The organism is Lactococcus taiwanensis (genome assembly GCF_017068355.1).
Taxonomy (GTDB): Bacteria; Bacillota; Bacilli; order Lactobacillales; family Streptococcaceae; genus Lactococcus; species Lactococcus taiwanensis.
In genome coordinates, this window is sequence record NZ_CP070872.1 from 254767 (window position 1) to 280433 (window position 25667).

General features: G+C 40.0%; 30 protein-coding genes. 18 read left to right on the top strand and 12 right to left on the bottom strand.

Features of this window, described 5'->3' with window-relative positions; genetic code table 11:
• Positions 1-30 precede the first annotated feature (30 nt).
• The 4 genes from JW886_RS01310 to JW886_RS01325 all read right to left on the bottom strand — a co-directional run bounded on the left by JW886_RS01310 (position 31) and on the right by JW886_RS01325 (position 3962).
• The gene (locus JW886_RS01310; protein ID WP_075526108.1) at positions 31-1671 is read right to left on the bottom strand and encodes an ABC-F family ATP-binding cassette domain-containing protein; all 1641 of its coding nucleotides are present in this window, start codon (positions 1669-1671) and stop codon (positions 31-33) included.
• 351 nt (positions 1672-2022) lie between these two features.
• Positions 2023-2862, bottom strand: a complete 840-nt coding sequence (locus JW886_RS01315) for an SDR family NAD(P)-dependent oxidoreductase (RefSeq protein WP_205872096.1) — start codon at positions 2860-2862, stop codon at positions 2023-2025.
• A 27-nt stretch (positions 2863-2889) separates the two neighbouring features.
• Entirely contained in the window at positions 2890-3273 is a 384-nt protein-coding gene (locus JW886_RS01320; RefSeq protein WP_205872097.1) for a YdeI/OmpD-associated family protein, read from the bottom strand.
• A gap of 275 nt (positions 3274-3548) precedes the next feature.
• Complete coding sequence (locus tag JW886_RS01325; RefSeq protein WP_205872098.1) at positions 3549-3962, bottom strand: winged helix-turn-helix transcriptional regulator; 414 nt, start codon at positions 3960-3962, stop codon at positions 3549-3551.
• A gap of 107 nt (positions 3963-4069) precedes the next feature.
• Between JW886_RS01325 and JW886_RS01330 the strand changes: the two genes are divergently transcribed.
• From JW886_RS01330 to JW886_RS01355, 6 genes are all read left to right on the top strand, one after another.
• A complete protein-coding gene (locus JW886_RS01330; protein WP_205872099.1) occupies positions 4070-4615 on the top strand; it encodes a cysteine hydrolase family protein in 546 nt (181 codons plus the stop codon).
• 170 nt (positions 4616-4785) lie between these two features.
• Positions 4786-5253, top strand: coding sequence for a universal stress protein (locus JW886_RS01335; protein ID WP_075526105.1), 468 nt, complete (start codon positions 4786-4788; stop codon positions 5251-5253).
• 123 nt (positions 5254-5376) lie between these two features.
• On the top strand, positions 5377-5574 hold the full coding sequence (locus JW886_RS01340; RefSeq protein ID WP_075526147.1) for a hypothetical protein: 198 nt from the start codon (positions 5377-5379) through the stop codon (positions 5572-5574).
• Positions 5575-5618: 44 nt separating this feature from the next.
• Positions 5619-6257: an alpha/beta hydrolase gene (locus JW886_RS01345; protein WP_205872100.1), complete on the top strand. Its 639-nt coding sequence runs from the start codon at positions 5619-5621 to the stop codon at positions 6255-6257.
• Positions 6258-6323: 66 nt separating this feature from the next.
• Positions 6324-7487 (top strand): VOC family protein, encoded by a 1164-nt coding sequence (locus tag JW886_RS01350; RefSeq protein ID WP_205872101.1) that lies wholly within the window; start codon positions 6324-6326, stop codon positions 7485-7487.
• Positions 7488-7499: 12 nt separating this feature from the next.
• The gene (locus JW886_RS01355; protein ID WP_205872102.1) at positions 7500-8090 is read left to right on the top strand and encodes a flavin reductase family protein; all 591 of its coding nucleotides are present in this window, start codon (positions 7500-7502) and stop codon (positions 8088-8090) included.
• A 59-nt stretch (positions 8091-8149) separates the two neighbouring features.
• On the opposite strand, the gene JW886_RS01360 is transcribed toward JW886_RS01355, so the two are convergent.
• From JW886_RS01360 to rpmF, 4 genes are all read right to left on the bottom strand, one after another.
• Complete coding sequence (locus JW886_RS01360) at positions 8150-9325, bottom strand: MFS transporter (protein ID WP_205872103.1); 1176 nt, start codon at positions 9323-9325, stop codon at positions 8150-8152.
• A 140-nt stretch (positions 9326-9465) separates the two neighbouring features.
• Positions 9466-10140: a type 1 glutamine amidotransferase domain-containing protein gene (locus JW886_RS01365; RefSeq protein ID WP_205872104.1), complete on the bottom strand. Its 675-nt coding sequence runs from the start codon at positions 10138-10140 to the stop codon at positions 9466-9468.
• Between the two features lie 156 nt (positions 10141-10296).
• Positions 10297-10458, bottom strand: coding sequence for a 50S ribosomal protein L33 (gene rpmG, locus JW886_RS01370; protein ID WP_075526099.1), 162 nt, complete (start codon positions 10456-10458; stop codon positions 10297-10299).
• Positions 10459-10481: 23 nt separating this feature from the next.
• Complete coding sequence (gene rpmF, locus JW886_RS01375; RefSeq protein ID WP_075526098.1) at positions 10482-10655, bottom strand: 50S ribosomal protein L32; 174 nt, start codon at positions 10653-10655, stop codon at positions 10482-10484.
• A gap of 354 nt (positions 10656-11009) precedes the next feature.
• On the opposite strand from rpmF, the gene JW886_RS01380 reads away from it, so the two are divergent.
• Positions 11010-12791, top strand: coding sequence for a heavy metal translocating P-type ATPase (locus tag JW886_RS01380; protein WP_205872105.1), 1782 nt, complete (start codon positions 11010-11012; stop codon positions 12789-12791).
• Positions 12792-12818: 27 nt separating this feature from the next.
• Here the strand turns inward: JW886_RS01380 and JW886_RS01385 are convergent, their stop codons facing one another.
• From JW886_RS01385 to JW886_RS01395, 3 genes are read right to left on the bottom strand one after another with little or no spacing between them, the layout of a single operon-like run.
• Positions 12819-13607 (bottom strand): ParB/RepB/Spo0J family partition protein, encoded by a 789-nt coding sequence (locus JW886_RS01385; RefSeq protein ID WP_205872106.1) that lies wholly within the window; start codon positions 13605-13607, stop codon positions 12819-12821.
• Positions 13608-13643: 36 nt separating this feature from the next.
• A complete protein-coding gene (locus tag JW886_RS01390) occupies positions 13644-14927 on the bottom strand; it encodes a replication-associated recombination protein A (protein ID WP_205872107.1) in 1284 nt (427 codons plus the stop codon).
• 51 nt (positions 14928-14978) lie between these two features.
• Positions 14979-15458, bottom strand: a complete 480-nt coding sequence (locus JW886_RS01395) for a GNAT family N-acetyltransferase (protein WP_075526093.1) — start codon at positions 15456-15458, stop codon at positions 14979-14981.
• Positions 15459-15672: 214 nt separating this feature from the next.
• Between JW886_RS01395 and JW886_RS01400 the strand changes: the two genes are divergently transcribed.
• The 9 genes from JW886_RS01400 (at position 15673) to JW886_RS01435 (ending at position 23478) form a co-directional block, all read left to right on the top strand.
• On the top strand, positions 15673-16140 hold the full coding sequence (locus tag JW886_RS01400) for a DUF3013 family protein (protein ID WP_205872108.1): 468 nt from the start codon (positions 15673-15675) through the stop codon (positions 16138-16140).
• A gap of 29 nt (positions 16141-16169) precedes the next feature.
• The gene (locus JW886_RS01405) at positions 16170-17723 is read left to right on the top strand and encodes an ABC-F family ATP-binding cassette domain-containing protein (protein ID WP_205872109.1); all 1554 of its coding nucleotides are present in this window, start codon (positions 16170-16172) and stop codon (positions 17721-17723) included.
• Positions 17724-17750: 27 nt separating this feature from the next.
• Entirely contained in the window at positions 17751-18035 is a 285-nt protein-coding gene (locus tag JW886_RS01410) for a hypothetical protein (RefSeq protein ID WP_205872110.1), read from the top strand.
• A 35-nt stretch (positions 18036-18070) separates the two neighbouring features.
• Entirely contained in the window at positions 18071-18787 is a 717-nt protein-coding gene (locus JW886_RS01415; protein ID WP_205872111.1) for a class I SAM-dependent methyltransferase, read from the top strand.
• A complete protein-coding gene (locus JW886_RS09820; protein WP_241003779.1) occupies positions 18787-19104 on the top strand; it encodes a DUF1905 domain-containing protein in 318 nt (105 codons plus the stop codon). The genes JW886_RS01415 and JW886_RS09820 overlap by 1 nt, the downstream gene beginning before the upstream one ends.
• 35 nt (positions 19105-19139) lie before the next feature.
• On the top strand, positions 19140-19277 hold the full coding sequence (locus JW886_RS09825) for a hypothetical protein (protein WP_241003780.1): 138 nt from the start codon (positions 19140-19142) through the stop codon (positions 19275-19277).
• Positions 19278-19289: 12 nt separating this feature from the next.
• Complete coding sequence (gene prmA / locus JW886_RS01425) at positions 19290-20243, top strand: 50S ribosomal protein L11 methyltransferase (RefSeq protein ID WP_205872112.1); 954 nt, start codon at positions 19290-19292, stop codon at positions 20241-20243.
• A 42-nt stretch (positions 20244-20285) separates the two neighbouring features.
• Complete coding sequence (locus JW886_RS01430; RefSeq protein ID WP_205872113.1) at positions 20286-21038, top strand: 16S rRNA (uracil(1498)-N(3))-methyltransferase; 753 nt, start codon at positions 20286-20288, stop codon at positions 21036-21038.
• 217 nt (positions 21039-21255) lie between these two features.
• Entirely contained in the window at positions 21256-23478 is a 2223-nt protein-coding gene (locus JW886_RS01435) for a RelA/SpoT family protein (RefSeq protein ID WP_075526086.1), read from the top strand.
• Between the two features lie 13 nt (positions 23479-23491).
• On the opposite strand, the gene JW886_RS01440 is transcribed toward JW886_RS01435, so the two are convergent.
• Complete coding sequence (locus tag JW886_RS01440; protein ID WP_205872114.1) at positions 23492-24421, bottom strand: glycosyltransferase family 2 protein; 930 nt, start codon at positions 24419-24421, stop codon at positions 23492-23494.
• Between the two features lie 101 nt (positions 24422-24522).
• On the opposite strand from JW886_RS01440, the gene dtd reads away from it, so the two are divergent.
• A complete protein-coding gene (dtd, locus tag JW886_RS01445; RefSeq protein WP_205872115.1) occupies positions 24523-24975 on the top strand; it encodes a D-aminoacyl-tRNA deacylase in 453 nt (150 codons plus the stop codon).
• Positions 24976-25016: 41 nt separating this feature from the next.
• Entirely contained in the window at positions 25017-25640 is a 624-nt protein-coding gene (locus tag JW886_RS01450) for an HAD-IA family hydrolase (RefSeq protein ID WP_205872116.1), read from the top strand.
• Positions 25641-25667 lie beyond the last annotated feature (27 nt).

The following is a 25667-nucleotide window of genomic DNA, read 5'->3' on the forward strand; positions in this document are numbered from 1 at the left end:
CAGTAAAAATTACTGACAGAACTATAAATTTTAATTATTTTCCCAAAGTGCTTTGACTTTTTCTTGTACTTCAGTATTTTCTAAGAAATCATCATAGGTTTCACCAATACGGTCAATGACCCCAGATTTGCCAAGAACAACAATGTGATTAGCAATAGTATTGATAAATTCACGGTCATGAGAAGCAAAGAGAATAGAGCCTTTGAAAGCTTTCAAGCCGTCATTAAGTGCAGAAATAGATTCCAAATCCAAGTGATTGGTTGGATCATCCAGCACCAGCACATTAGCACGTTGAAGCATCATTTTAGAAAGCATCACGCGTACTTTTTCTCCCCCTGAAAGGACATTCACTGATTTCAGAGATTCTTCCCCTTTGAAGAGCATACGTCCGAGGAAACCGCGAAGATAAGTATTATCATCTTCCTCTTTCGTCAAGACAAACTGGCGAAGCCAATCCAAGATAGAATCCGTAGTATCAAAGTCTTTGCTGTTATCTTTTGGTAAGTATGAACGAGAAGTCGTCACGCCCCATTTAATCTCGCCAGTCACCGTCCAATTGTCTTCAATATCATCCATAAGTGCACGAATCAGGGTCGTTTGTTGAATATCATTTTGCCCGATGAAGACGGTCTTATCGCCTGGGTTCAAGATAAAGGAAATGTTTTCTAAAATCATTTCGCCATCGATAGCAATCGAAAGATTTTCTACACGAAGTAAATCATTACCAATTTCGCGTTCTTGTTCAAAACCAACAAAAGGATATTTGCGTGATGAAGGAACGAATTCTTCAACTTCAATTTTATCAAGCATTTTCTTACGTGAAGTTGCTTGTTTTGATTTAGACGCATTCGCAGAGAAACGCGCGATAAAGTCTTTCAACTCAGCAATTTTTTCTTCGGCTTTACGATTAGCATCCCCTTGCAAGCGCAGAGCAAGTTCAGAAGATTCTTTCCAGAAATCATAGTTCCCTGGGTAAAGTTTGATTTTACCGTAGTCAAGGTCAGCCATATAAGTACAAACGTTGTTCAAGAAGTGACGGTCATGGGAAACAACGATAACCGTATTTTCAAAATTAATCAAAAACTCTTCCAGCCAAGCAATCGCTTGAATATCCAGCCCATTGGTTGGTTCGTCAAGAAGAAGAACATCAGGTTTACCAAAGAGGGCTTTAGCAAGAAGGACTTTAACGTGTTCGCCAGAAGTCAAATTGGCCATTAAATCTGTATGTTGTTCAGTTTTAATGCCGAGGTTTTGCAAAAGACGAGCAGCATCGGCTTCGGCTTCATAACCACCCATTTCGCCAAATTCTGCCTCAAGTTCGGCAGCTTTCATGAAGTCATCATCTGTCGCATCAGGGTTCATGTAAATGGCATTTTTTTCTTGATTAATGGCGAAAAGTTTTTCATTTCCCATCATCACGACATCAAGTGGTGTTTGGTCTTCGTAATCGTAATGATTTTGACGAAGAACAGACATGCGTTCGTTTGGCCCCATTGAGATGTGACCTGTTGTTGGTTGAATTTCACCGTCCAAGATTTTCAAGAAAGTTGATTTACCAGCACCGTTGGCACCGATTAAACCGTAACAGTTTCCCGGTGTAAACTTGATGTTTACTTCGTCAAAAAGCTTGCGGTCAGAGAATTGTAATGAAATATCAGATACTGTAAGCATGTAATTTCCTTTTTTTATTGATGAGAAATTTTCTCAAATATTTTTCGATAAAGTAGTTTGACTACTTTTGTGCTCAAAAATAAGCATTCTGCCCCTATTCTATCATAAAAAAGACACTTTATAAAGCTCACTTTTTTAGAAAAAAGTCCTCAAGATAAACAGCGCTTGCTAGACATGGTTTTCAATAATTGTTAAGTAAGGTTGTATGAGGGGAAGGTGCAAGTTCAGTTTCGCTTTAGTGCTATTTTAGTAAAACTTAAGCGAAGCTGCTTATAATATATTTATTCCAATTAAATTTTTCATAAAGTTTACTCCTAAATAAAAAATGAGCGACAACCAATCGCTCATTTTTTATTTTGAAGTATTTTGTTTTTCAAAGTAACGCATGGCTATAATTATTGCTTTGCGGAAAATTTTGGGATGTCTACGTGCCACATTAACCATAAATTTATCGCCGAAAGCGTGTAAATAACGTAAACTTGGCTTAAGTTCAGTTGCTGCTTTATAGAAGACCTCCGCTAAATCCGAAGCCTTCACACTCCGCTGCATAAAACGATCAAGCCCCGCTGAAACAGTGTCAACCAAAGGTTGGTAAGCTGAATTTTCCCTCATGTTACTGTGTGAATTTTTAAGAGCAATCGTTCCCCAGCTGGATTGAGTCCCCCCGGGTTGCACACAAACCGAACGAATACCAAACTGGGCAACCTCAAGGTCTAAGACATCACTCCATTGTTGAAGCGCTGCTTTTGTTGCATGGTAGTAGGCTCCAAGGGGCATGTAGACATCACCTCCTATAGAAGAAATATTCACGATTCGCCCGTAATTTTGAGCCCGCATTGTTGGTAAGACCAGTTGCGTTAATTCAACTGCACCAAAAAAATTAGTTTCAAATTGATTGCGTATCTTCGTCATTGAGATTTCTTCAGCAGGACCATATTCGCCATAACCAGCATTGTTGATTAGAACATCAATGTGTCCAGCCTCTTTTAAAATGTGCGTCACAAAAGCATGATTGGAGTCTGTATTTGTAACATCAAGATGGAGCGCCACAATTCGATCGGCATCACGTGGTATTTTTTCCACCCGACGCGCTCCTGCAAAGACTTTCCAACCTTTATTTGCAAAAAGTTTGGCGGCTTCTAGCCCCATTCCGTTTGATGCTCCTGTAATTGCTACGACTTTTTCATTCATTGTATGTTGTCCTTTCCGTGAACGTTTTTATTTTAAGGTAGTTTTATAGAGCGCTGCCGTCTTAATACGTGCTTGCATAGCAGCTAGAAATTCACTAAGGCGCCTGTCTCGAGTCTTCTGATGTTTCGCTGAGTAGATATATCGTGCCCAGTCTCGCTGATAACCGGGTGATAGACTTTCAAAGAAGGCCAATTCAGCTGACCGAGCTGTCAATAGTTTTGAAAGCTCAGGCACTCGGTGTTGGTAATCGGCGATACGTTGACTTGGCGTAGGCATTTTTCTGTTGCTGACCGAGCTGTCAGTAAGATCAAAGTGCTCTAAATCAGCTAAATAGCTTGAATCAGGACGGTGGAGCAGGAGTTTACTCTCAAATGAGTTGAGTTTTAATTTTTCAACCAGTGTTTTAACCATTGGGAACCTCCCATTTTTAAAATAATTATACCATTTCAAACCCCTAAATTGAAAAAAAACTTCCGTGGAGTAGACGGAAGTTTTAGGAGTAATTTATGAAAAAGTTTATTTAGGAGTATGAAAGATATTATATGTTATATAGCTGAAATGAAACTTAAATAAAAAGAAAAATATTTTCTTTAAATCGTAAGGGCAGAAAATGGTACTAAAAGAGTAAAGAGATGTCTTATTTTCATTGTATTTAACATACGAAAGTCAACAAAAAATAAACGATCCTAGATAAAGTCTGATTCTGGTTTTTTCTTGTTTGCCACGGCTATTTCAACGTTATAACGAGCATATTTGGAAATAGCTTCTATAAAGATATCAAGAGTTTCAACAGAAAAATGTGAAATAACAATATAGCAAGCCTGACCCCTTACTTTATAAAAATCTTGTATACCTTCAAATTGATTAACAAGTTTTTCCAACTCATTAAAATAAAGATCTTTTAAAAAAATTCTTATAAACTGGGTTTCAAGATATGTTTCAGAAATAGTAAACTTTTCTATAATACCATGGTTAATCATGTTGTTAATTCTGTTTCCAACAGCTTGTCCAGTTAGATAAACTCTTTCACCAATCTCTTTATTTGTTAACCTGCTGTTTTCTTTTAAGAGTTTCAAGATAAGCTCATCTGTATGATCCATACTTTTTCACAATGAAAGAAAATTGATTAACAATTTTCATCATACCCTTTCTTCTGATAGATGCTATGTTTATAATTAAGTATACCAAAAAGAAAAGGACTAAGAGAATGAAAAAAGCCTTAATGATTATTGATGTGCAAAAAGATTATTTTACAGCAGGGAAAATGGAACTGTATCAACCAGAAAAGGCTCTACAAAGAATCAATAAATTAGAAGAAAGCTTTTTAGCTTTAGAATGGCCAATTATTTATATACAACACATCAACGTTAAAAAAGATGCGTCCTTTTTCATCCCTAACACCAAAGGTGCTAAACTCCATGAGAAGTTAAAATTAAGAAGCCACTCGATAATTATTGAAAAAAACTTTCCTAATAGTTTTAAAAATACCCAATTGCTTGATATATTGCAATATTTTAAAGTGGAACAGGTTGTAATTACAGGTATGATGACACATATGTGCGTTGATTCCACGACTCGAGCCGCCGCAGAACTGGGTTTTAAACCGATATTACTTACCGATGCCACGGCGACAAGAAGTTTGAATTATCTTGGAGAAGAAGTGACAGCAAAACAAGTACAGATTAGTTATTTAGCCGCATTACAAAATTTTGCTATTTTACAGACAGTCGATACTTTTCTTGGTAAAGAGTAGATAAGAATATTGTCGATTAGCATAGATGATATAAAGTATTTCATTAATTACAGAGGCTCCAAAGCTAATGAGTTTCCTAATTCTTTGTATTCTATTTAATAGATTATGCGCCGTTTAATTGGACTTCTTACTAAAAATAACGTAAAATGTTAAGGAGGAGGGCGCTTACAATGATGAAAAATTACAAAAAAATCCTAGTTGCCGTTGATGGTTCCGAACAAGCTGAAGCGGCTGTAAAGGAAGCTGTCGTCATTTCCAAACTGAGCGATGCTCAACTGTTTATTCTGTTTGCTACTGATAAAATGAATCTCTATGCAGCAGCAGCACCGATGCCTGCAGTTTCTGCACCTGCTGTGCCAGTGGTGCCCGCTGTACCAATTGTGGAAGAAGACCTTGATGAAGAAGCAAACGATATTCTAGATCGGGCAACTGCCTTGATTGGTAATGAAGCAAAATACGAAGAAGTTCGAGTAGATGGTTCAGCGAAAAAAGAAATCGTTGATTTTGCCAAAGAGCATGAGATTGACTTAATTGTTATGGGCTCATCAGGAAAAGGTGCTCTTGACCGGATGTTGCTTGGTTCTACGGCTGTATCAGTAGTTAAACACTCCCCATGCAGTGTGATGATTATCAAATAACTTCAAAAAATAAAAAAGTCGACGCGCTCGACTTTTTTTGATTGAACTCAATCTTAATTCTTGACAAGAAAACTCTTTTCGTTTACAATTGTAAACATAAAGAACAGAAAGTTGGTAGAACAAATGAAAGTAACATTTAAAACCCTTGATGGACGTACAGGAACAAAAGAATTTAGCAGCGTTGACGAATTTGTCACTTTGCAAAATCGCGAAATCCCAGCCATTGATGATGCGGCAAAAGTTGTAGAACTCATTGTAGAGGGAAAAACAGAAACTTTTGAAGGAAATATTGCAGATTTGTATTTCAAACTGAGCAAGTAAGACACACTAACAATCAATCCTAAATTCAGTAGAAGGAGAGCAAAGTGACCGATTATTTATTTAAACCTGGCGACAATAAGTTAGCTCCTCTTTTGCTTTTACATAGCACGGGCGGTGATGAGCAACAACTTTTGCCTCTAGCAGAACTTGTAGCGCCTGGACATCCCATTTTGTCCATCGCAGGTCGTGTAAACCCTGATGGACCTCGCCGCTATTTCAAACTCAGAGGGACTGGGGGATTTACACCTGATAATTTTGACTTGAACTCCTTGGCGAAAGAAAGTCAATGGTTGTCTCAAACAATTATTAAGCTTAGTCAAAAACATGAGCTCGATCTTTCAAGAATGATTGCCTTGGGTTATTCTAACGGGGCCAATATTCTTCTTGATATGCTCTTATCCGACTTGATTGCCTTTGATAATAGCATCGCCTTCCATGCTATGCGTCTCAAAGAACACCCTACCCTACGGGAAAAAAAATCGCGCTCCCTCTTTTTAACTTATGCTAAAAATGATGAAATTGTCCCCTTAGATAATTTTAAATCACTAAAGACAGAATTAGAAAGTGCGGGCTGTCGTCTGACAGTATTTGAAAGTACTTTGGGTCATCAGCTGAGCGAAGAAGAAGTTTGGGCAGCAAAGCAGTGGCTGACAGACTTGTCAGCAGCTACAAATAAAACGTAATAATGATAAAGCAACTGATGAAGCCATCAGCAGCTTCTGCTAATAGATCAGAAATGGAGAAAGCACATGACTGAAACAATTTATCCATCCATCCCTAATTCTTACATTTTAGGGGGAGTGCACCACGTTACCGCCATTACCTCAAGTGCACAAAAAATCTATGATTTTTTCACTAATATTTTAGGACTCCGTCTCGCCAAATTAACGGTTAACCAAGATGATTATGAAACTTATCATCTGTATTTTACAGAGGAAGACGGCAAAGGGGCGGATATGACTTTCTTTGATTTTAAAGGGATTCCTCAAGGAAAGCATGGTATAAATAATATTGAGCGTGCTTCTTTTCGAGTACCGAGTGACGCTTCGCTTGACTACTGGGAAGAACGCTTCACAAAGGCGCATGTCCCACATGGTAAAATCCAAGAAAAGTTTGGTCAACAAACACTTGAATTTGAAGATTTTGATGGGCAACGCTATCAACTGATCTCAGATCAATCTAATACGGGGGCACCTTCTAAGGGGCGCTCTTGGCAGCTTTCTAATGTTCCTGCAGAGCATGGCATCACTGGTCTTGGACCGGTCTTTGTGAAAGTAGAAAATCCTGAAGGCCTTCGATTAGTCTTGGAGTCGGTATTTGGTTTTCGTTATGCTGGTACAGAGGGTTCTCTCTCTCTTTATGAAGTGGCGCAAGGGGGAAATGGAGCAGCGCTAATCCTAGAAGAAGCTGCACAAGAAGATGTTTATGCCTATCAAGGTTATGGAACCATTCATCATCTAGCCCTTGGGACAACTGATCCTGATAGTTTAAATTACTGGATTGAACGAATTAACGCCTTTCGTTTGCCGAACTCTGGCCTAGTAGACCGCTTCTATTTTTCAAGTGAATATGTCCGAGTCGCACCCGGTGTTTTGTTTGAAATTGCTACTTATACACCAGGTATTGGTGCATTAGAAATGGCTAAATCCGGTTTAGGTCAAGTGGATAGTTATGAAGAAGCACTGATCACATCAGGTTTTTGGATAGATGAATCCAAAGAAGAATCTGGAAAACAACTCAGCCTTCCTCCTCATCTCTTCCCAGGAGATGAAGCAACTAAAGCGCGGACTGCTGCGGCTCTTCGCCCTCTAGATACCTCAGACACCATGCGAGATCGCTCAATGGATGACTTATGGACACTGGAGCGTGTTGAACAACGTAAAGCTGGATCCCCTATTGAAGCACTCGAATAGAAAGGATTTCTCATGAAATCTTATAGAGCTAAAGAGTTGGACGAGCAACTCATTTATAAACTCCTTTCTGGTAGCGTTGTTCCACGACCTATCGCTTGGTTAACGACCCAAAATGAGGAGGGGCTTGTGAATGTCGCTCCTTTTAGTTTTTTTAATGTTGCCTCCGCAAACCCTCCGCTACTCTCTGTGGCGTTCACGGGAGAGAAAGACAGTTACCTTAATCTACGAACTACAAAAGAAGCTGTGATTCATCTGATAAACAGTGATAATGTTGTACTGATGAATCAAACAGCGGCAAAGTTAGCTGCAAATGAGAGTGAGGCAGAAAAGTTTGCTCTGGACTTAGAACCCTCCCAAATAGTCAACGTCCCAAGTTTAGTAAAGAGTAGGGTGAGGTTTGAAACACAGCTTTATCAAGATATCTCTTTGGGCCAAGAGGGTCATCTGGTTTTACTAGAAGTTGTCTCTCTATCATTTACCGATGAAGTTATAGACACGGAAAAATTTTATATCGATGTAGAGGCATTAGGACCTATTGCACGGCTTGCAGGAAATGATTATGCTAAACTTGGCGAAAGCTTCAAAATTGAACGACCTCATTAAAACACACTGTAGCAGTGTGTTTTAATATAGGATAAAAAAAGCAGGCTACCGCACTGCTTTTAAATTTTTTCAAAACGTTCCACATAAAGCAAACAAAAAGTCATTACAGCCGCTAGAATTAACAGAATAACTTTTGCGGGAAACCATGATTGAAAAAGGACGTGCGCATAACCAAAACCAATCGGTCCGACTGCAGCAAGGAAATATCCCCCAGTCTGAACCATACCAGAAAGCTGGGCAGCTTGATGAGCAGAAGTTGTTTTCAAAGATAAACTAGTCATGAGGTAGGGAAAGAGCGCACCAACAGTCAAACCTAACAAAGCATTAATAATCAACCAATAGATAAAGTTATTCAACGGGATTAACAGTAGAATCAGTGAAACTATGCCGAGTCCACTGATACCACCCATGAGATAGCGGCGTTGCTTAAGTTCTAAGCGTGTGAGCGCAATGGGAAGAAAAAGTGAGAAGGGCATTCCAATCAAAGTGTAGACGCCTGCCAGTATTCCTGTTAGTCCAGCTGAAATTCCCGCATCTTGTGCCATAGTAGGCAACCAGGTGACACCAGTATAAAAGAGAAAAGACTGTAGACCGCCAAAGACGAGAAGAAACCACGCTAATTTGTTTTTCCAGAGTTTCTCACGGGAGGCATTACTTATCTCTTGGGAAAGTTGAAGTTTATGATTATTTTTGTTATTGGGAAGCCAAACGACTAAAGTGACGACGAGCAAAGCTGTTAGTACCAATATTAATATTTTCCAAGATGAGGCCATTACAATGGGGACTGCAAGTGCAGAAAAAATAGCCATGGCAACTGTCATAGCAGTCGTATATAGAGTGGTATAACGACCAATTTGATGAGGTTGATTAACCAAAATCAGTGCAGGCAGTAAGACATTTAACATCGCAATAGCGGCCCCAATAATAATGGTTCCTAAATAAAGGGTTGGGACGTTAAAGATTCGGATGAAAGAGCCTATAACCATAGCGAGTAAGGCCATGGTGAATAAACGTTCGATTCCTGAATATTGGGCGAGTTTGGGCGCTAAGGAAGAAAAAAGAGCAAACATTAATAGCGGAACGGTTGTTAAAATACCAAGGGAATCGACCGATACGTGTAACGCCTGCGCAATTTGATTAAGCACAGGAGTCAGGGTAGTAAAGGGCACACGGATAGCAAACCCTAGCAGGATAAGTCCCCAGATAAAGAAGGGGGATGGTTTTGAGGTGGGCATAGGAACTCACTTTCTTTAAGAGTTTTTATCAGAAACCTGGAAACTATAGGATTCTAAACGATGTTATTTCACAGATTGATTTATCAATTATAACAAAAAAAGCCCTGTTATCGTCTCTTTTTACGATACAGGGAAAATTTTTAAAGTAAAGTGATTACTTTTTCAGCAACTGCTTTAGCAGATTGAGGGTTTTGACCAGTTACCAAGCGTTCTGAGACTCGGACGACCGAGGTAAAAGGTGCTTCAGCTTGATAATTAGCTCCCGCCTTGATTAAGGCATCTTCTGTCAAAAAGGGTACTTCCGCTGTCGTTTGATTGGCAGCTTCTTCAGCATTACTAAAGCCGGTAAGCGTTTTGCCCTCAATGAGGAGCCGATGGTTTTGCCCTTTAACTGGTAGCAGGCCTACTACTCCGTGACAGACCGCGCTTACGATACCGCCTTTAGTATAAATATAACTAGCAATATCGGCAATGGCTCTTGATTCTGGGAAATCCCACATGGTCCCGTGACCACCAGTATAATAAATGATGGAGTAGTCATCAGGATTGATTTCTTCTGGTTTTAGGGTTTGGCTGAGCGCTTTATTTTGAAAGGAAGCATTCGTATAATACTTGTTGTCCACTTCATCAAGATTCGTTAAACTGCTTGGATCTAATGGGACATACCCTCCGTTGGGACTCACAAAATCTGCTTCGATATTATTTTTAAGCATAACATCGTAGAAGTGGGTAAGTTCGCTTAACCATAGACCAGTGAGACGATTGATTTTATCATACTTGGGGGTGTTCGTTACAACAATGAGTGCTTTAGTCATTTTATCTCTTTTCTGTTTTTTATTTACTAAGCTATTTATAATAGCTCGCCCTCGCTTTAATGCAATGGATTATAGCGCAAAATATTTTTAGATACAACTATTTGGATTTAAAAAAACTACACTAAATAGTGTAGTTTTTATTTCTTTATTAAAAACTTATTTAACTTCTTTAAAGATTACGTGTTTGCGCAATTTTGGAGAGTATTTTTTAAGTTCAAGTTTATCAGGTGTGTTACGTTTGTTCTTTTGTGTAAGGTAAAGACGTTCGCCTGATTCTTTATGTTCGAGAATAACGTGTGTACGTACTCCAGCTGCCATAGTATGTTACTTCCTTTCTAAAATTACTTTGTTTCGCGGACTTTGCGGCCTTTGTAGTAGCCTTTAAGTGAAACGCGGTGTGAGTGACGGTAGTCACCAGTAGTTTCGTCAAAAGTAACAGTTGGAGCTGTCAATTTGTAGTGTGTACGACGACGGTTTTTCTTTGCTGATGAAGTGTGACGTGCAGGTACTGCCATGATTTTTTTCCTCCGTAGATTTTATCGATTTTTGCAAGCGTGCAAAAACGTACTTTACTAGTATAGCATAAATTTTAGGAAATGCAAGTTTTGTAAAGTAAAAATACTTGACAAAATAGTCTTAAAAAAAGCTGACACATGGGTGAGAGGCTTTGACAAAAACCTTTGACAGCATAAGTTCACTTAATAGCTTTGCTTTTTTGATAGAATAGAAGTAAGAAAAATCAGGAAAAACCCTTAAAGTTTAAGCTCAGCTTCGAAAGAATCAAAGCGGCGTGTGGAGAAATTAAGTAGAAAAACTTCTCCCATAATGCAGGGCATTGTTCAAGGACAAAAAATTTAAGGAGAAGAAAGATGAAAAACTGGAAAAAGTTAATCTTTGTTTTTATCATCGCACTGGCTGCACTCGTAGCCTCATTTGTTTTTGGGGAGCCACTTATAGCTCGTCTGATTGTGACCATAGCGGGAGGGCTCTTGGCCCTCAGTATGTTCATTGAGATGATAAAAACACTACGAAGTGGTTCTTACGGGGTTGATTTGTTAGCAATCACTGCAATCATTGCAACCTTGACTTTTGGGGAATATTGGGCTGCTTTAATTATCATTTTAATGCTTGTAGGTGGGGAAAGCCTCGAGGATTATGCAGCAGGTCGTGCGAATCGGGCTCTGACAGCATTGTTGGATAAATCACCAACAATTGCCCATGTTCAAAAAGAAGGTCATATTGAGGATGTTCCACTTGAAGAGGTAGCGATTGGGAGTAAACTTCTGATTAAACCTATGGAAGTTATTCCGATTGATGGAAAATTGCTGTCTGAGGCTGTTGTGCTTAATGAAGCGTCAGTCACTGGAGAAACGAAGCCTAATGAATTGCTGCAAGGAGATGAGGTAATGTCTGGAGCGGTAAATGGCAATTCTACTATCGAAATTGAAACGCTCGTTTTGGCTTCAGATTCGCAATTTCAAAAGATTGTCCAGCTTGTTAAAGCGGCAGAAGAAACACCCGCACAGTTTGTCCGCTTGGCCGATCGTTATGCGGTTCCTTTTACGATTATTGCCTACCTTATTGCTGCAATCGCCTACTTCATCTCTGGTGACCCTGTACGGATCGCTGAGGTACTTGTGGTGGCTAGTCCATGCCCTTTGATTTTAGCGGCTCCTATAGCCTTCGTATCAGGGATGAGTCGTACGAGTCAAAATGGAGCATTAGTCAAAAATGGTACTGTTATAGAGAAATTGGCCAAAGCGAAAGGAATATTTCTTGATAAGACCGGCACCATCACAGAGGGAAAAATAGAAGTGGACACCTTGGAGCCAGTAGGGGAGGTGAGTACCACTGAACTTTTACAGTTGGTTTACAGTCTGGAACGTTCTAGTGGTCATATCTTAGCGAAAGCTGTATCAGATTACGCACAGCAAAAAGGTATGGCTGTTTTGCCGATGGACTCTTTAAGTGAAGTAGCGGGTTTAGGTGTAGTGGGGACAATAGACAATCAGGAGATAAAGATAGGCCGAAAAAGCTTTGTCAACGCACCTGAGGGTTTAAATTATGAAACGGCCTTTTATGTAAGCCGTGCTGGTAAGTACATTGGAGCGATAACTTTTACTGACACATTGCGTCCAGAAGCTAAGGGGACGATTAAAAAACTGCGTCAATTAGGCCTTTCTCGTATCGCGATGCTTACGGGGGATAATGAAACGGTTGCTGAAAAAATTGCCTCTGATGTAGGCATCAGCGAGATACACGCTGGGCTCATGCCAGATGAAAAGTTAACCTTTATTAAAGAAGCTGAGGAAAGACCTATAATTATGGTAGGGGATGGGGTGAATGATGCCCCAGCACTTGCAACAGCTGACGTAGGTATCTCTATTGGTGTTGGCTCAGGAACCGTAGCGAGTGAAGCGGCAGATATCGTGTTACTGCAAAACGACCTATCTAAGGTGACGCAATCAATTCAAATCAGTAGAGACACAATGAAGATAGCTAAGCAAGCAGTAATGATTGGGATTGTGATTTGTATTATTTTGATGTTTATTGCAGCAGCAGGGGTTATACCTGCGGTAATAGGTGCTCTGTTCCAAGAAGTGATTGATGTTATTTCTATCCTCTATGCTTTACGAGCTTTGCGAGGTTGAAAAAAATGAACTTACAGCTCTGTAAGTTCATTTTTTTAATAGTTTTATTAGCTGTTCCAGCTCTTCTAGGGTAGTAAAGTCGATGGACAGTGTTCCTTGATAATTTTTATTGGCTTTGATTTTGACTTTATTTCCTAGAGCTTGGTGTAAGAGTTGTTCAGTTTCATTAATGAAAATATTATTGGACGCTTTCTGAGCAGGAGGAGGCGAGGAGTGTCTCCTTTCTCCATAAATCAGCCTTTCCAGTTCTCGGACATTGAGGTGCTCAGCAATAGCTTTTTCTGCAAGGAGACGTTGTTTTTGTAAGTTCTTTTCTGCAAGCAGGGTCCTCCCATGTGCAGGTGAAAGCTCTCCTTTTTCGACATAATCAAGTAAAGGAGCAGGTAAGCTGAGGAGACGGATGAGGTTCGAAACATAGGAACGTGATTTCCCGAGAGTTTTAGCTATTTCTTCATGTGTCAGCCCTAACTTTTCAGAGAGTTGTGTCAAACTACGTGCCTCTTCAACAGGGTTGAGGTTTTCACGTTGCAAATTTTCTAATATTGACAGGGTCATCATTTCTTGATCCGTGTATTCTCTGATAAGAGCAGGTATATATGTTTTGCCTGCTAATTTTGAAGCCTGAAAACGACGCTCGCCAGCCAATAATTCATAACCTAAGAGGTCCGATTTACGAACGATGATAGGTTGGAGTACTCCATTTTCTTTTATAGACTGTGCGAGCTCTTCTAGCTTATCCGTGTCAAAGACTAGGCGGGGCTGGTAAGGATTCTTTACAATCAGATGGAGTGGAAGTTGTACAATTTCTTCAGTCATAATATCTTAATAAGGAGGAGACGAGCTATAGCAACTTTACTCTTTGGTACTCGATTTACCACCTGTACCTCCTTTCTGTTCATCAATCCATTGTTTTCTACTGTGGAGGGCACGTTCATATTTTCCCATATCATCTGGGTGGAAGTAATTGGCTTTTTTTAGTTTATCAGGTAAATACTGTTGATCCACCCAATGCCCAGGGTAATTATGGGCGTACATGTAACTGACAGAGCGCCCTAAATCTTTCGCTCCAGCATAGTGACCATCTTGGAGATGAGAAGGTACGGGAAGATTCCCGTATTTTCCCAAGTCCGCTAAGGCTTCATCCATGGCGGTGTAGGCTGCATTTGATTTGGGAGAAAGAGCTAAGTCAATGATAATATTAGCAAGTGGAATACGTGCTTCAGGAAACCCTAATTTCTCTGCTGCTTGAAGTCCCAGTACCGTATGAACTGCAGCATCTGGATTAGCTAAACCAATATCTTCGTACGCCATGACGGTCAGTCGTCGCGCCAAGCTTTGAAGATCGCCACCTTCAATCAGACGTGCTGCGTAGTGTAAACTGGCGTTGACATCAGAACCACGAATTGATTTTTGTAAAGCTGAAAGTAAGTCGTAATGTGCATCTCCATCTTTATCAAATGTCGCCGCTTTACGTTGGAGAGAATTTTCCATATCATCAAGTGTGACATGATGGTTTTCACTGGATAAAACAGCTAATTCTAGTGCATTAAAAGTGGAACGCAAATCGCCGTTGGTTGAATGGACTAGAAAATAGAGTGCATCCTCATCAAGTGTTACTGAAAAGTCAAATCCTCGTTCTTTATCGTGTAAACTTAAGTTTACAGCCTCTTCTAAATCTTGTGGTTCTAGCGGTTTTAACTCAAATATTTGCACGCGGGAACGGATGGCAGGAACCACTGAAAAGTAGGGGTTCTCAGTTGTCGCACCAATTAGGATAATTTGTCCATTTTCTAAAAGTGGTAACAAAAAATCTTGCTTAGGCTTATCAAGGCGATGGATTTCATCAAGGAGCAAGACGAGTTGACCCGAAAATTCAGCTTCTGCTGCAATTTCTTGAAGTCTTTTTTTAGTGTCTGTTGTAGCATTAAAAGTGCGAAAAGCGGCATTCATGGTGCCAGCTATAGCTGAAGCAATAGATGTCTTGCCTATCCCTGGTGGACCGTAAAGAATCATGCTTGATAAAAGCTCAGTTTCCACCATACGGCGGATGATCTTTCCTTTCCCAACTAAATGTTTTTGACCGATAATCTCATCAATATTTCGCGGCCTCATCCGCCGCGCCAGATTTTGTGTCATCTTAATCTCCTGTCGCTGTGTTTACAGTTGTGTAAACTTAGGTTACTTGGCTTATTTATTGAGAGGAAAGCCTAAAATATAGTCATCTATATAACGGCCATGGATAAAAAATTCATTGCGTAAGCGTCCTTCTTCAATGAAACCAAGTTTTTTATAGAGGGCTAATGCTTGGGGGTTTGATCCCATTGCCTGAATAGTAATTTTTTGATAACCTTCTTTTCGCGCATACTCGATGAAAAACTGTATAAGTCGAGAGGCCACGCCTTTACCACGTGCATCCTCATCAGTCATTACACCAAAAGTGATAACGTGCTGCCCAAATTCGGATTTATGTCGTGGGCCATAATCTAAAACACCAAGAATTTTTTCATCTTCTACAGCAAGAAAATAGCCCATACCATGAGTAATTTTCTCAATAATTTTTTCAGCAGAGGACTCCATCACATGAGGAGTTGAGTCTAGGGTCCAATTTTTATTTTCCAGTTGAGCGACAATAGCGAAATCCCGTGGTTCTATTTTACGAATGTTCATACAGATACCCTCCAACCTGCTTATCATCCCTAAAGATTACTGACAGCTCCGTCAGAAGCTTAGTTTTACTGTCAAGTTGGGCTAATTTTTCAACAAGTTATCCGTCAGTAATGGAGCATCAGTAAAATTTATTTCCGAGATGTCTAAAAAACAGGCTAATCTCTAAGTATTTTTTGTTATAATTATTTTAACATAATATAGATGAGGTTTGAACATGGCTAAATTTGGATTTTTAGATATTTTAGAAGAAGAGCTGGAAAAAGGCTTTTCTTATGATTTTGAGATGAACTGGGACAAGCGTAACTTTGCGGTAGAGGTCAGCTTTTTACTAGAAGTTGAAAATGCAGCAGGCGTTGATGTTGTTGATGCTGACGGGGTTGAGTCGGCTGAAAATATCATGTATGAGGACGCGGTGATCTTTTATAACCCCGCCAAATCACGTTTTGATGAGGCTGACTATCTGGCGGCAATTCCTTATTCAGAAAAAGGACTTTCTCGTGAATTTTTGGCTTATTTCACACAATTTTTGCAAGAAACCGCTGACCAAGGCTTGGATGAGCTTATGGATTTTTTGGCTGACGATGAAGCCGAAGCATTTTCGGTCAAATGGGATGCTGACCGCTTCGTAAGCGGACTGACCGCTTTGTCAGAAACGGAATTTTACAAATATCCGCGCTACTAAAATTTTTAGAAAGAATTAACAAGTAAACAATGAGTATTTTAAATGTAAAAAACTTATCCCATGGTTTTGGTGATCGTGCGATATTTGAAAATGTAAGTTTCCGTTTGCTCAAAGGCGAGCACATTGGCTTTGTTGGGGCAAATGGTGAGGGTAAATCAACGTTCATGAATATCATCACAGGAACACTGGTGCCTGATGAGGGAAAAGTAATTTGGTCTAAAAAACACCGGGTTGGCTATATGGACCAACACGCTGCGCTTGGAAAAGGTAAAACGACGCGTGAAGCATTGGCTGAGGCTTTTCAATATCTTTTTGATATCGAAGCGCAAATCAATGATACTTACATGAAAATGGCAGAAATGTCAGAAGACGAGATGAATGCTGCGCTTGAGAATGTCGGAGAGCTTCAAGAAGAATTGGATAATAGTGACTTTTATCTCATTGATGCCAAAGTTGAAGAAACAGCACGAGGTCTTGGTTTAACTCCTCTTTTGGATAAAGATGTGGCCGAGCTTTCTGGAGGGCAAAGAACAAAAATTTTACTTGGTAAACTTTTGCTTGAAAAACCAGATATCTTGCTTTTGGATGAACCAACAAACTATTTGGATGAAGAACACATTTTATGGTTGAAAAATTACCTTAAAAACTATGAAAATGCCTTTATTTTGATTTCGCATGATGTGCCATTTATGGATGAAGTGGTCAATATCATTTATCATGTGCACGGTCTTGGGATTACCCGCTATTCAATGGGTTATGCGGAATTTGAACGTGTCTTTGAAGAGAAAAAGGCACAGCTTGAAGCTTTGCATAATGCGCAGGTCGCTGAGCAAGCTAAACTTAAAGATTTCATAGCCCGTAAAAAAGCGAATGTGGCAACGTCTGGTCAAGCAAAAGCGCGTGAGAAAAAATTGGCGAAAATGGAAATTGTTGAAACGATTTCTGAAAAGCCAAAACCTCATTTTGATTTTAAATTTAGTAGAAAACCAAGTCGTCTCGTTTTTGAGGCAAAAGATTTAGTCATTGGTTACAATGAACCTTTGTCGTCAGAAATTAATTTAAAAGTAGAAGCTGGACAAAAAATTGCCTTTATTGGTTCCAACGGGATTGGGAAATCGACGTTGCTCAAGAGTTTAATGGGCTTGATTCCAAGTCTTGATGGGGAAGTTGAAAAAGGGAATTTCCAAGATATTGCTTACTATGAGCAAGAAATCAAAAATCCTTCGCAAAAAACGGTACTTGATGATTTATGGGATGAATATCCAAGTTGGAATCAAGCAGAGCTTCGCGGGGCACTTGCTCGTGTGGGCTTGACAGCCAAACAAATTGAATCACGTGTTTATGTTCTTTCAGGTGGAGAACAAGCAAAATTACGTTTTGCTAAATTAATGAATACTGAATCAAATATTCTCATCTTGGATGAACCAACCAATCATTTGGACGTGGACGCTAAAGAAGAACTCAAACGTGCATTGATTGAATATCCAGGAACTGTTTTGATGGTTTCACATGAACCAGAATTTTATGAAGGCTTGGTTTCTGATGTGATTAATTGTGAAGAATGGACCACACGGATTTTGTAAGAAACGATGACTTGCTGGAGGTGAAAGATGGCAGAGCGACATTCTCCTTGGGAAAATCCCCAACAAGATTACAAACTGATTTTGGCAAAACGTCGCTCAGAACGGCGTTATCGAAGTTTACAGCTGGCGAAAACACTCAAAATTTTACTGACGAAGTTTAAAAAATTGAACGTGGACAACCTTAATGCAGAAATACTAGGTTGGATTGACCAACTTGAAAATGATGCAGAATATTTAGATGATGAAGACTTCGCGGCAGCTAAAAAGTTCGTCTCGCGTATGCAAAAAGAACTGACGAAGCTTGAAAAATGAACTGACAGGGCGGTAAGCCAGAAAGTGTACGAAAAATGAAAGCAAGTCTGCAAAATTATTTTGATCAGTGGGAAAGTCCTTGGATGCAGCTCTACTATCGGATGGTTTGGGCACAAGTCGGTCAGCTTGAAGGTCAGAAAATCTTGGATTTCGGTTCGGGATTTGGCTGGAATGCTAATCACTTTGCTGCGCATAACGAGGTAGTGGCAGTTGAACCCGATTTGGAAATGGTGGAAAATCGGCAGCGAGAAAATACCTATGAGCAGATTGTTGGTGGACTTTCAGCGCTTAGCGCCTTTACTGACGGAAGTTTTGACGTCATTCTCTGTCATAACGTTTTTGAATATGCACCAAAAGAGCGCCTGGCGATGTTGCGAGAATTTGCCCGCCTGATTAGTAAAGAAGGTTTCATTTCGATTGTCAAACACAATCACGCAGGAGCACTGATGCAAAAAATTGTCTTTGAAAATGCCTTGGACGAAGCTTACGCTTTACTGAGGGGAGCGTCAAAAGTTAATCAGATGTTTGGCAAGATTCATTATTATGATATAGCGGCTATGCTAGAAGCTGACAGCGCTGTCAGTACTTTTAAAACGTATGGCTTACGGACTTTCTGGGCTTTACAGCCTAATGAATTTAAAGGAGAAGCTGGTTGGGCAGATAAAATGTTTAAAGTCGAATGGGAAGTTTGTGATAAGCCGGAATTTATTGCACTTTCATTTTTCAATCACGTGCTCTTGAGGAAAAAATAATGATGAAAACTCATGAATTTACAGCTGAATTAGAAATTGTCGGGGTTAATCCTTTTGTGACGGTGCCATCAGCCATTTTACAAGAAATTTTTAAGGCAGCAGGTAAAGAAAAATCACCTATTCCCATTTGCGGTGCCGTCAATGACAAGCCCTATCAACAAAATCTCATGTTTTTCAAAGGGCAGTGGCGCTTGTATGTCAATATGAAAATGCTAAAAAATTCACCCCAAAGAATTGGCGAAACCTTAAAAATGACGATTGCTTACGATGCTGAGCCTCGGCTCATTGAGCAGCCGCAGCCCCTCAAAGAACCTTAGCGGCAAATCCCGATGCTCAGGAAGTGTTTGAAGCTTTGACACCATCCAAGCAACTTGAGATTAACCGCTATATCGCCAAATTAAAAAGCCAAGAAGCTATTGAGCGCAATGTGGCGCGCGCCATTGGCTTTTTGTTAGGCAAGAACCGCTTTGTCGGTAGAGACAAACCTTAGAAAGAGATAAAGATGAATAATTGGAATTCCATTACTGTAACCATTGTTCGGGAGGCTGAAGAAGCTATTTCAGCACTCTTGATTGAAGCTGGCGCTGGCGGCGTTGAAATCAACGACAGTGCGGATTATTTGACACACGAAGATCAATTTGGCGAAGTTTTGCCAAAGGTTGAGCAATCTGACTATGTCGAAGTTACGGCATATTACCCTGAAAATATGCCCATTGTCGAACTGAAAGCAGAGTTGGAACATAAGATTGCTCGTTTGAGTGACTATTTTTCACTGACAGGCTTGTCAGTGAAAACAAACAATCTGTCAGAGACAAATTGGGAAGAAGCTTGGAAAAAATATTTTGAACCCGCACGTATCACACATGATTTGACGATTGTCCCTAGCTGGACAGAAGACTACGAAGCTACAGGTTCTGAAAAATTGATTCGCCTTGATCCAGGCATGGCCTTTGGAACAGGTACCCATCCAACGACTAAGATGTCACTTTATGCTTTAGAACAAGTCCTTCGAGGCGGCGAAACTTTGCTTGATGTGGGTACAGGTTCAGGGGTACTCTCTGTGGCAGCAAACTATCTGGGCGCTAAAGAAATTTTTGCTTATGATATTGATGAAGTGGCGGTGCGTGTAGCTCGAGAAAATATCGAACTTAATCCAGGACATGAAAAAATCCATGTTTCAGCAAATAACCTCCTTGAAGGGATTACTCAAACGGCAGATGTCATTGTGGCCAATATCTTAGCGGATATTTTAGTCCTAATGACTGAGGATGCTTATCGCTTAGTCAAAGAAGAGGGTTATCTTATCATGTCAGGAATTATCGCAGATAAGGCAGAAATGGTAATTGCTTCCGCTGAGGCTGCAGGCTTTTTCCTTGAAACACGGATGATTCAAGGGGAGTGGAACTGTGTGATTTTCAAAAAAACTGAGAACAGAGAAGGTGTAATTGGAGGATGAGTTTACAGCTGTTGTAAACTTCGTGTAAACTCTTAAAGGACAATGGCAAATCAATATTTTATTTTTAAAGAAAGACCTGAAGTAGGTGCTCTTATCACAATCGATGATGAAGCTGCTGCACATCATATATTTACAGTAATGCGTACCCAGCCAAAGGAGCAGCTCCGTCTGGTGTTTGATAAAGGAGAGTTGGGCTTAGTAGAAGTGGTTTCTGTTTCTGACCGTTCGGTCAGATTGATTGAACGGCTTACCGAGCAGTCAGAACTACCAGTTGCAGTGACGGTTGCTGTCGGGTTTCCAAAAGGTGATAAGCTTGATTTTATTACAGAAAAGGCCACTGAACTGGGCGCTTCAGCCATTTGGTCGGCGCCCTTCAAATGGTCTGTAGCCAAATGGGATAGGAAAAAATTGGCTAAAAAACAAGAAAAGCTGAAAAAAATTGCACGGGGTGCTGCCGAGCAATCTCGGAGGTTGCAGATTCCGCAGGTCGAACTTTTTGAAGACTTTACGACTTTTCTTACTCAATGTAAGGATTTTGATCAGATTCTTGTCGCCTATGAAGAAACGGCCAAAGCAGGAGAAATGTCGGGTTTGAAAAAAGCACTGACAGAGCTGTCAGTCGGTAAAAAAGTGCTTCTCGTTTTTGGACCAGAGGGAGGGATTAGCACGCAAGAAGTTGAAAAATTTGAGGCACTTGGTGCAAAATTAATTGGCTTAGGCCCACGAATCTTACGCGCTGAAACTGCTCCGCTCTATGCATTATCTGCTTTTTCAACTTATTTTGAGCTTTTATAAAAGAAAATGAACTCCGAACGATCGGAGTTTTAGCTTTATTTTTTGACAATCATTCTTTTTCTTCGCTTACAAATGTGGTAGAATAGATTCAATTAACTTTAAATGAACCTTTAACTGTAAAGGTAACAGAGCCATCTAACAAATCTAATAAGGAGGAAAGCTAGTTCATGTTGACCATAGGCTCAACGACTGACAACAGATACTAGCATTTCAAACTATGCCTTCAGAACCAGTCTTAACGGGCGCAGAAGTTGTCAATATCTGCGCAGAATATATGAATGAAACCGACCTTTTGCTGGTGCAGAAGGCATTAAATTGCGCCTCATTGGCGCATGCTGATCAATATCGTGCTTCGGGAGAAGCCTATTTTGTGCACCCTACACAAGTTGCTGGCATACTTGCCAAATTAAAACTTGATGCGGTGACTGTAGCATGTGGTTTTCTCCATGATGTGGTAGAAGACACTAATTTTACTCAAGGAGATTTAGAAGAACTCTTTGGTCGTGAAATTGCGGACATTGTGGATGGTGTGACGAAACTTGGAAAAGTTGAATATAAGTCGCATGAAGAACAATTAGCTGAAAATCATCGTAAGATGCTGATGGCTATGTCTAAGGACATTCGAGTGATTTTGGTCAAATTGGCGGATCGCCTACACAATATGCGTACGCTTAAACATCTTCGTCCCGATAAACAAAAACGGATTTCACGTGAAACGATGGAGATCTATGCGCCTTTGGCTCACCGTTTAGGGATCGCCAGTATTAAATGGGAGTTAGAAGACCTTTCTTTTCGTTATCTAGAAGAAACTGAGTTTTACCGTATCCGTGGGTTGATGAATGAAAAACGTGCTGCTCGCGAAGCACTCGTTTCTCAAGTCATCGAAAAACTTCAAGAACGCGTAGAAAATTCTGGGGTGGATGCAGAAATCTACGGACGTCCAAAACACATCTATTCTATTTATCGTAAAATGCACGATAAAAAGAAACGATTTGATGAAATTTATGATTTGATCGCCATCCGCTGTATCACTGAAACGACCAGCGACGTTTACACTACTCTCGGTTATATTCATGATTTGTGGAAACCAATGCCTGGCCGTTTTAAAGACTACATTGCTAATCCGAAAGCAAATGGCTATCAATCTGTGCATACCACCGTATATGGTCCTAAGGGGCCGATGGAATTTCAAATTCGAACACGCGAAATGCATCAAATCGCTGAATATGGGGTAGCCGCACATTGGGCCTATAAAGAAGGACGCAAAGCAAAAGTAGATGTTCAAGAGATTTCCGAAACCCTAAACTGGATTCACGAATTGGTTGAATTGCGCGAAGAGGCGGGAGATTCAGCAGAGGACTTTGTAAAAGCAGTTCAAGAAGATATCCTTTCAGATAAAATATACGTCTTCACGCCAAACGGGGAAGTCCAAGAACTCCCCCGTGGCTCAGGTCCGATTGACTTTGCTTATGCAATCCATACGAAGGTAGGGGATCACGCTACAGGTGCTAAAGTGAATGGCCGTATGAAACCCTTATCTGTCCAATTAAAAACAGGTGATCGGGTGGAAATCATCACAAGCCCTACATCGTTTGGACCAAGTCGAGATTGGATTAATCTTGTCAAAACCAATAAAGCGCGCAATAAAATCAAACAATTCTTTAAAAATCAAGATAAAGAGCTGTCAGTCAATAAAGGACGCGAACTCTTGCAAGATGCTTTGGCAGAAGCAGGTTTTGTTCCTAATCAGTACCTTGATAAAAAACATCTGGATGAGTTGTTTAATAAAATGAGCTATCGAAGTGCTGAAGCACTTTATGCTGCAATCGGATTTGGAGAATTATCGGCGACCACAGTTGCCAATCGTTTAACAGAAAATGAACGACGTCAAGCAGAGAAAGCGAAACAAAAAGCAGAAGCCGAAGAACTGATGAAGGGTGAGGTGAAGCGCGAAACAACCAAAAATGTCATGAAGATTCGTCATGATGGGGGAGTGAGCGTTTCAGGAATCGACAGCCTTTTGGTGCGGATTGCGAAATGCTGTAACCCTGTACCTGGCGATGCTATTGTAGGTTATATCACGAAAGGGCGTGGTGTCTCGGTTCACCGCGCCGACTGTCAAAATGTTCGAAGCATGGAAGATTTTGAACAACGGTTGGTAGAAGTAGAGTGGGATGACTCAGAAAACTTAACTAAAGAATATGTAGCAAACATTGACGTCTATGGATTCAATCGGCCCGGTTTACTCAATGATGTCATGCAAGTCTTGTCAAATTCTACTAAAAATTTGATTTCAATTAATGCCCAACCCACAAAAGATAAAAAGATGGCGAATATTCATATCGCTTTGGGTATCAAAAATTTGTCTGATTTAACTTTAGTGGTGGATAAGATCAAGATGACACCTGATGTTTATTCTGTAAAACGTACCAATGCATAAAAAATGCTTGACATTAGTCAAGCGTTTTTATATTACTTTCTTTAATGAGATAGTTAGGTCGCCTTTTAGTTTCCAAAAAGATCTTTGCAATATACTTCCCAATAATGCCAAGAGACAGAAGCTGAAGACCGCCTAAAAGCAGGATAAGGACAATTAAAGTAGGAAAGCCTTGAACAGGATCACCAAAAACAAGGGTCTTGAAAACGAAGAAGGCGCCGAGAGCGAGTGAAGTAAGAAAGCTTACAAAGCCGATAAAAGTAGCGATATTAAGGGGTGCCTCGGAAAAACTGACAATTCCATCAATCGAATAGCTAAGCAGTTGACCAAACGTCCAAGACGTTTTTCCGGCACTACGCTCGTGGTTACTGTATTCTATATAGGTTACTTGATAACCGACCCAAGCAAAAAGACCTTTTGAGAATCGATTATTTTCTTCTAAGCGCAAAACACTATCAACAACAGGGCGTCGCATTAAGCGAAAATCACGTGCTCCTTCTACAATAGGTACTTTGGAAATTTTGTTAATGATTTTATAAAAAAGTCGCGAGAAAAAAGAAATGACTACTGGCTCACCATCACGAGAAATACGTCGTGTTCCAACCACATCAAAGCCATCTTGGAGTGTTTGATACATCTTAGTTAATAACTCTGGTGGATCTTGTAAATCAACATCCATGACTGTAACGAGCGGTTCAGAAGTTGCTTTCAACCCAGCTAACAGGGCGGCCTCTTTCCCAAAATTTCTGGAAAAACTGACATAGTGAATGGTTTCGTTTTCCGCAGAGAGTTTTTTTAAAAGGGAAAGTGTCTGATCACTAGACCCATCGTCGATAAAGTAAAAGTTTTTCTTTAGGTCAAGTTGTACTTTGTTGACTTCTTGAATGAAAAGCTCAATGGTTTCTTGTTCGTTATATACGGGAACAACGATAGCTAGTTCTTCCAAATTTTCTCCTTTTTGCTTTGATGATTTTAAATGACTTATTATGATAGTAACTAAACATGAGGTTGATGTCAAGACTCGTCTGTTTATGCTACAATGGAAACATGAAAATTGTAATTCAACGTGTAAAAAGTGCTTCTGTTAGTATTGATGGTTTGATCAAAGAAAAAATTGATTCAGGTCTGTTACTTTTAGTGGGTGTAGAAGATGCTGACACTGGCTGGGATTTGGAATATGCTGTGCGTAAAATTACTCAGATGCGCATCTTTTCTGATGAACAAGGAAAGATGAATTGTTCAATCCAAGAAATTAAGGGTGAAATTCTATCTATCTCGCAGTTTACCTTGTATGCCTCTACCAAAAAAGGTAATCGCCCAAGCTTTTCGGGTGCAGGTAAACCTGATTTTGCAAAAGCCTTTTATGAAAATTTTAATGAAAAATTGGCAGAAGTGGTTCCTACAAAATCAGGAGTATTTGGTGCAGACATGCAAATTGAGTTAGTAAATGATGGTCCGGTAACCATTATTTTGGATACGAAAGAAGCTCGTAAGCACTGATGGGAACGTCAGTAAAGTAAGACAGCCGATGAAAGGGGTAAATGATGACTCAAGCAATTATTTTTGACTTAGGGGGAGTAATACTCGATCTTAATTTCAAGCGCATGGTTGACCAATTTGAAAGATTAGGGGTGCAAAACTTTGCGCAATACTTTACACTGCAAGGTCAAGTTGACTTTTTTGAACAGCTGGAGTTGGGGCAAATTCGTCCCGAAACGTTTTTTGCTAAATTGCGCTCCGTCACGAATACTTCAATAACTGACGATCAGATCCGTGAGGCTTGGAATCTTATTCTGACAGATTTTGATTTATCTCGCTTAAGTCTACTGACAGAGCTGTCAGTAGACTATCCCCTCTATCTTTTTTCAAATACCAATGCCATCCATGCGGCTTATTTTGAAAAGCGTTGTCTTGAGCAAACCGGTCATCCTTTAAGTTATTATTTTACTAAAATCTATTATTCACATGAGCTGCACTTACGTAAGCCAACTATTGAGAGTTTCAAAAAGGTATTAGAGCAAGCCCAGTTAGAAGCAGCTGACACCCTCTTTATTGATGATAATGCTGCCAACATTGCAGGTGCGCAGGCTGCTGGCTTACGCACTCATCATTTAAGTCCTGTTGAGCAGCTCGTAGACCTCGATTTTGTTCGACTTTTTTACTGATTTTTTTATTAGTAACTTCCTATTTTT

What these genes read in the sequence shown, in the direction of transcription:
- JW886_RS01410 (WP_205872110.1), top strand. Translation starts at nt 17,751, where the DNA reads ATGGCAGAGCGACATTCTCCTTGGGAAAATCCCCAACAAGATTACAAA.
- JW886_RS01430 (WP_205872113.1), top strand. Translation starts at nt 20,286, where the DNA reads ATGGCAAATCAATATTTTATTTTTAAAGAAAGACCTGAAGTAGGTGCT.
- JW886_RS01350 (WP_205872101.1), top strand. Translation starts at nt 6,324, where the DNA reads ATGACTGAAACAATTTATCCATCCATCCCTAATTCTTACATTTTAGGG.
- JW886_RS01335 (WP_075526105.1), top strand. Translation starts at nt 4,786, where the DNA reads ATGATGAAAAATTACAAAAAAATCCTAGTTGCCGTTGATGGTTCCGAA.
- JW886_RS01450 (WP_205872116.1), top strand. Translation starts at nt 25,017, where the DNA reads ATGATGACTCAAGCAATTATTTTTGACTTAGGGGGAGTAATACTCGAT.
- rpmG (WP_075526099.1), bottom strand. Translation starts at nt 10,458, where the DNA reads ATGGCAGCTGGAGTACGTACACACGTTATTCTCGAACATAAAGAATCA.
- JW886_RS01320 (WP_205872097.1), bottom strand. Translation starts at nt 3,273, where the DNA reads ATGGTTAAAACACTGGTTGAAAAATTAAAACTCAACTCATTTGAGAGT.
- JW886_RS01360 (WP_205872103.1), bottom strand. Translation starts at nt 9,325, where the DNA reads ATGCCCACCTCAAAACCATCCCCCTTCTTTATCTGGGGACTTATCCTG.
- JW886_RS01315 (WP_205872096.1), bottom strand. Translation starts at nt 2,862, where the DNA reads ATGAATGAAAAAGTCGTAGCAATTACAGGAGCATCAAACGGAATGGGG.
- JW886_RS01385 (WP_205872106.1), bottom strand. Translation starts at nt 13,607, where the DNA reads ATGACTGAAGAAATTGTACAACTTCCACTCCATCTGATTGTAAAGAAT.
- JW886_RS01435 (WP_075526086.1), top strand. Translation starts at nt 21,256, where the DNA reads ATGCCTTCAGAACCAGTCTTAACGGGCGCAGAAGTTGTCAATATCTGC.
- JW886_RS01340 (WP_075526147.1), top strand. Translation starts at nt 5,377, where the DNA reads ATGAAAGTAACATTTAAAACCCTTGATGGACGTACAGGAACAAAAGAA.
- rpmF (WP_075526098.1), bottom strand. Translation starts at nt 10,655, where the DNA reads ATGGCAGTACCTGCACGTCACACTTCATCAGCAAAGAAAAACCGTCGT.
- JW886_RS01400 (WP_205872108.1), top strand. Translation starts at nt 15,673, where the DNA reads ATGGCTAAATTTGGATTTTTAGATATTTTAGAAGAAGAGCTGGAAAAA.
- JW886_RS01325 (WP_205872098.1), bottom strand. Translation starts at nt 3,962, where the DNA reads ATGGATCATACAGATGAGCTTATCTTGAAACTCTTAAAAGAAAACAGC.
- JW886_RS01405 (WP_205872109.1), top strand. Translation starts at nt 16,170, where the DNA reads ATGAGTATTTTAAATGTAAAAAACTTATCCCATGGTTTTGGTGATCGT.
- JW886_RS01365 (WP_205872104.1), bottom strand. Translation starts at nt 10,140, where the DNA reads ATGACTAAAGCACTCATTGTTGTAACGAACACCCCCAAGTATGATAAA.
- JW886_RS01310 (WP_075526108.1), bottom strand. Translation starts at nt 1,671, where the DNA reads ATGCTTACAGTATCTGATATTTCATTACAATTCTCTGACCGCAAGCTT.
- JW886_RS01330 (WP_205872099.1), top strand. Translation starts at nt 4,070, where the DNA reads ATGAAAAAAGCCTTAATGATTATTGATGTGCAAAAAGATTATTTTACA.
- prmA (WP_205872112.1), top strand. Translation starts at nt 19,290, where the DNA reads ATGAATAATTGGAATTCCATTACTGTAACCATTGTTCGGGAGGCTGAA.
- JW886_RS01380 (WP_205872105.1), top strand. Translation starts at nt 11,010, where the DNA reads ATGAAAAACTGGAAAAAGTTAATCTTTGTTTTTATCATCGCACTGGCT.
- JW886_RS01390 (WP_205872107.1), bottom strand. Translation starts at nt 14,927, where the DNA reads ATGACACAAAATCTGGCGCGGCGGATGAGGCCGCGAAATATTGATGAG.
- JW886_RS01395 (WP_075526093.1), bottom strand. Translation starts at nt 15,458, where the DNA reads ATGAACATTCGTAAAATAGAACCACGGGATTTCGCTATTGTCGCTCAA.
- dtd (WP_205872115.1), top strand. Translation starts at nt 24,523, where the DNA reads ATGAAAATTGTAATTCAACGTGTAAAAAGTGCTTCTGTTAGTATTGAT.
- JW886_RS01415 (WP_205872111.1), top strand. Translation starts at nt 18,071, where the DNA reads ATGAAAGCAAGTCTGCAAAATTATTTTGATCAGTGGGAAAGTCCTTGG.
- JW886_RS09820 (WP_241003779.1), top strand. Translation starts at nt 18,787, where the DNA reads ATGATGAAAACTCATGAATTTACAGCTGAATTAGAAATTGTCGGGGTT.
- JW886_RS01355 (WP_205872102.1), top strand. Translation starts at nt 7,500, where the DNA reads ATGAAATCTTATAGAGCTAAAGAGTTGGACGAGCAACTCATTTATAAA.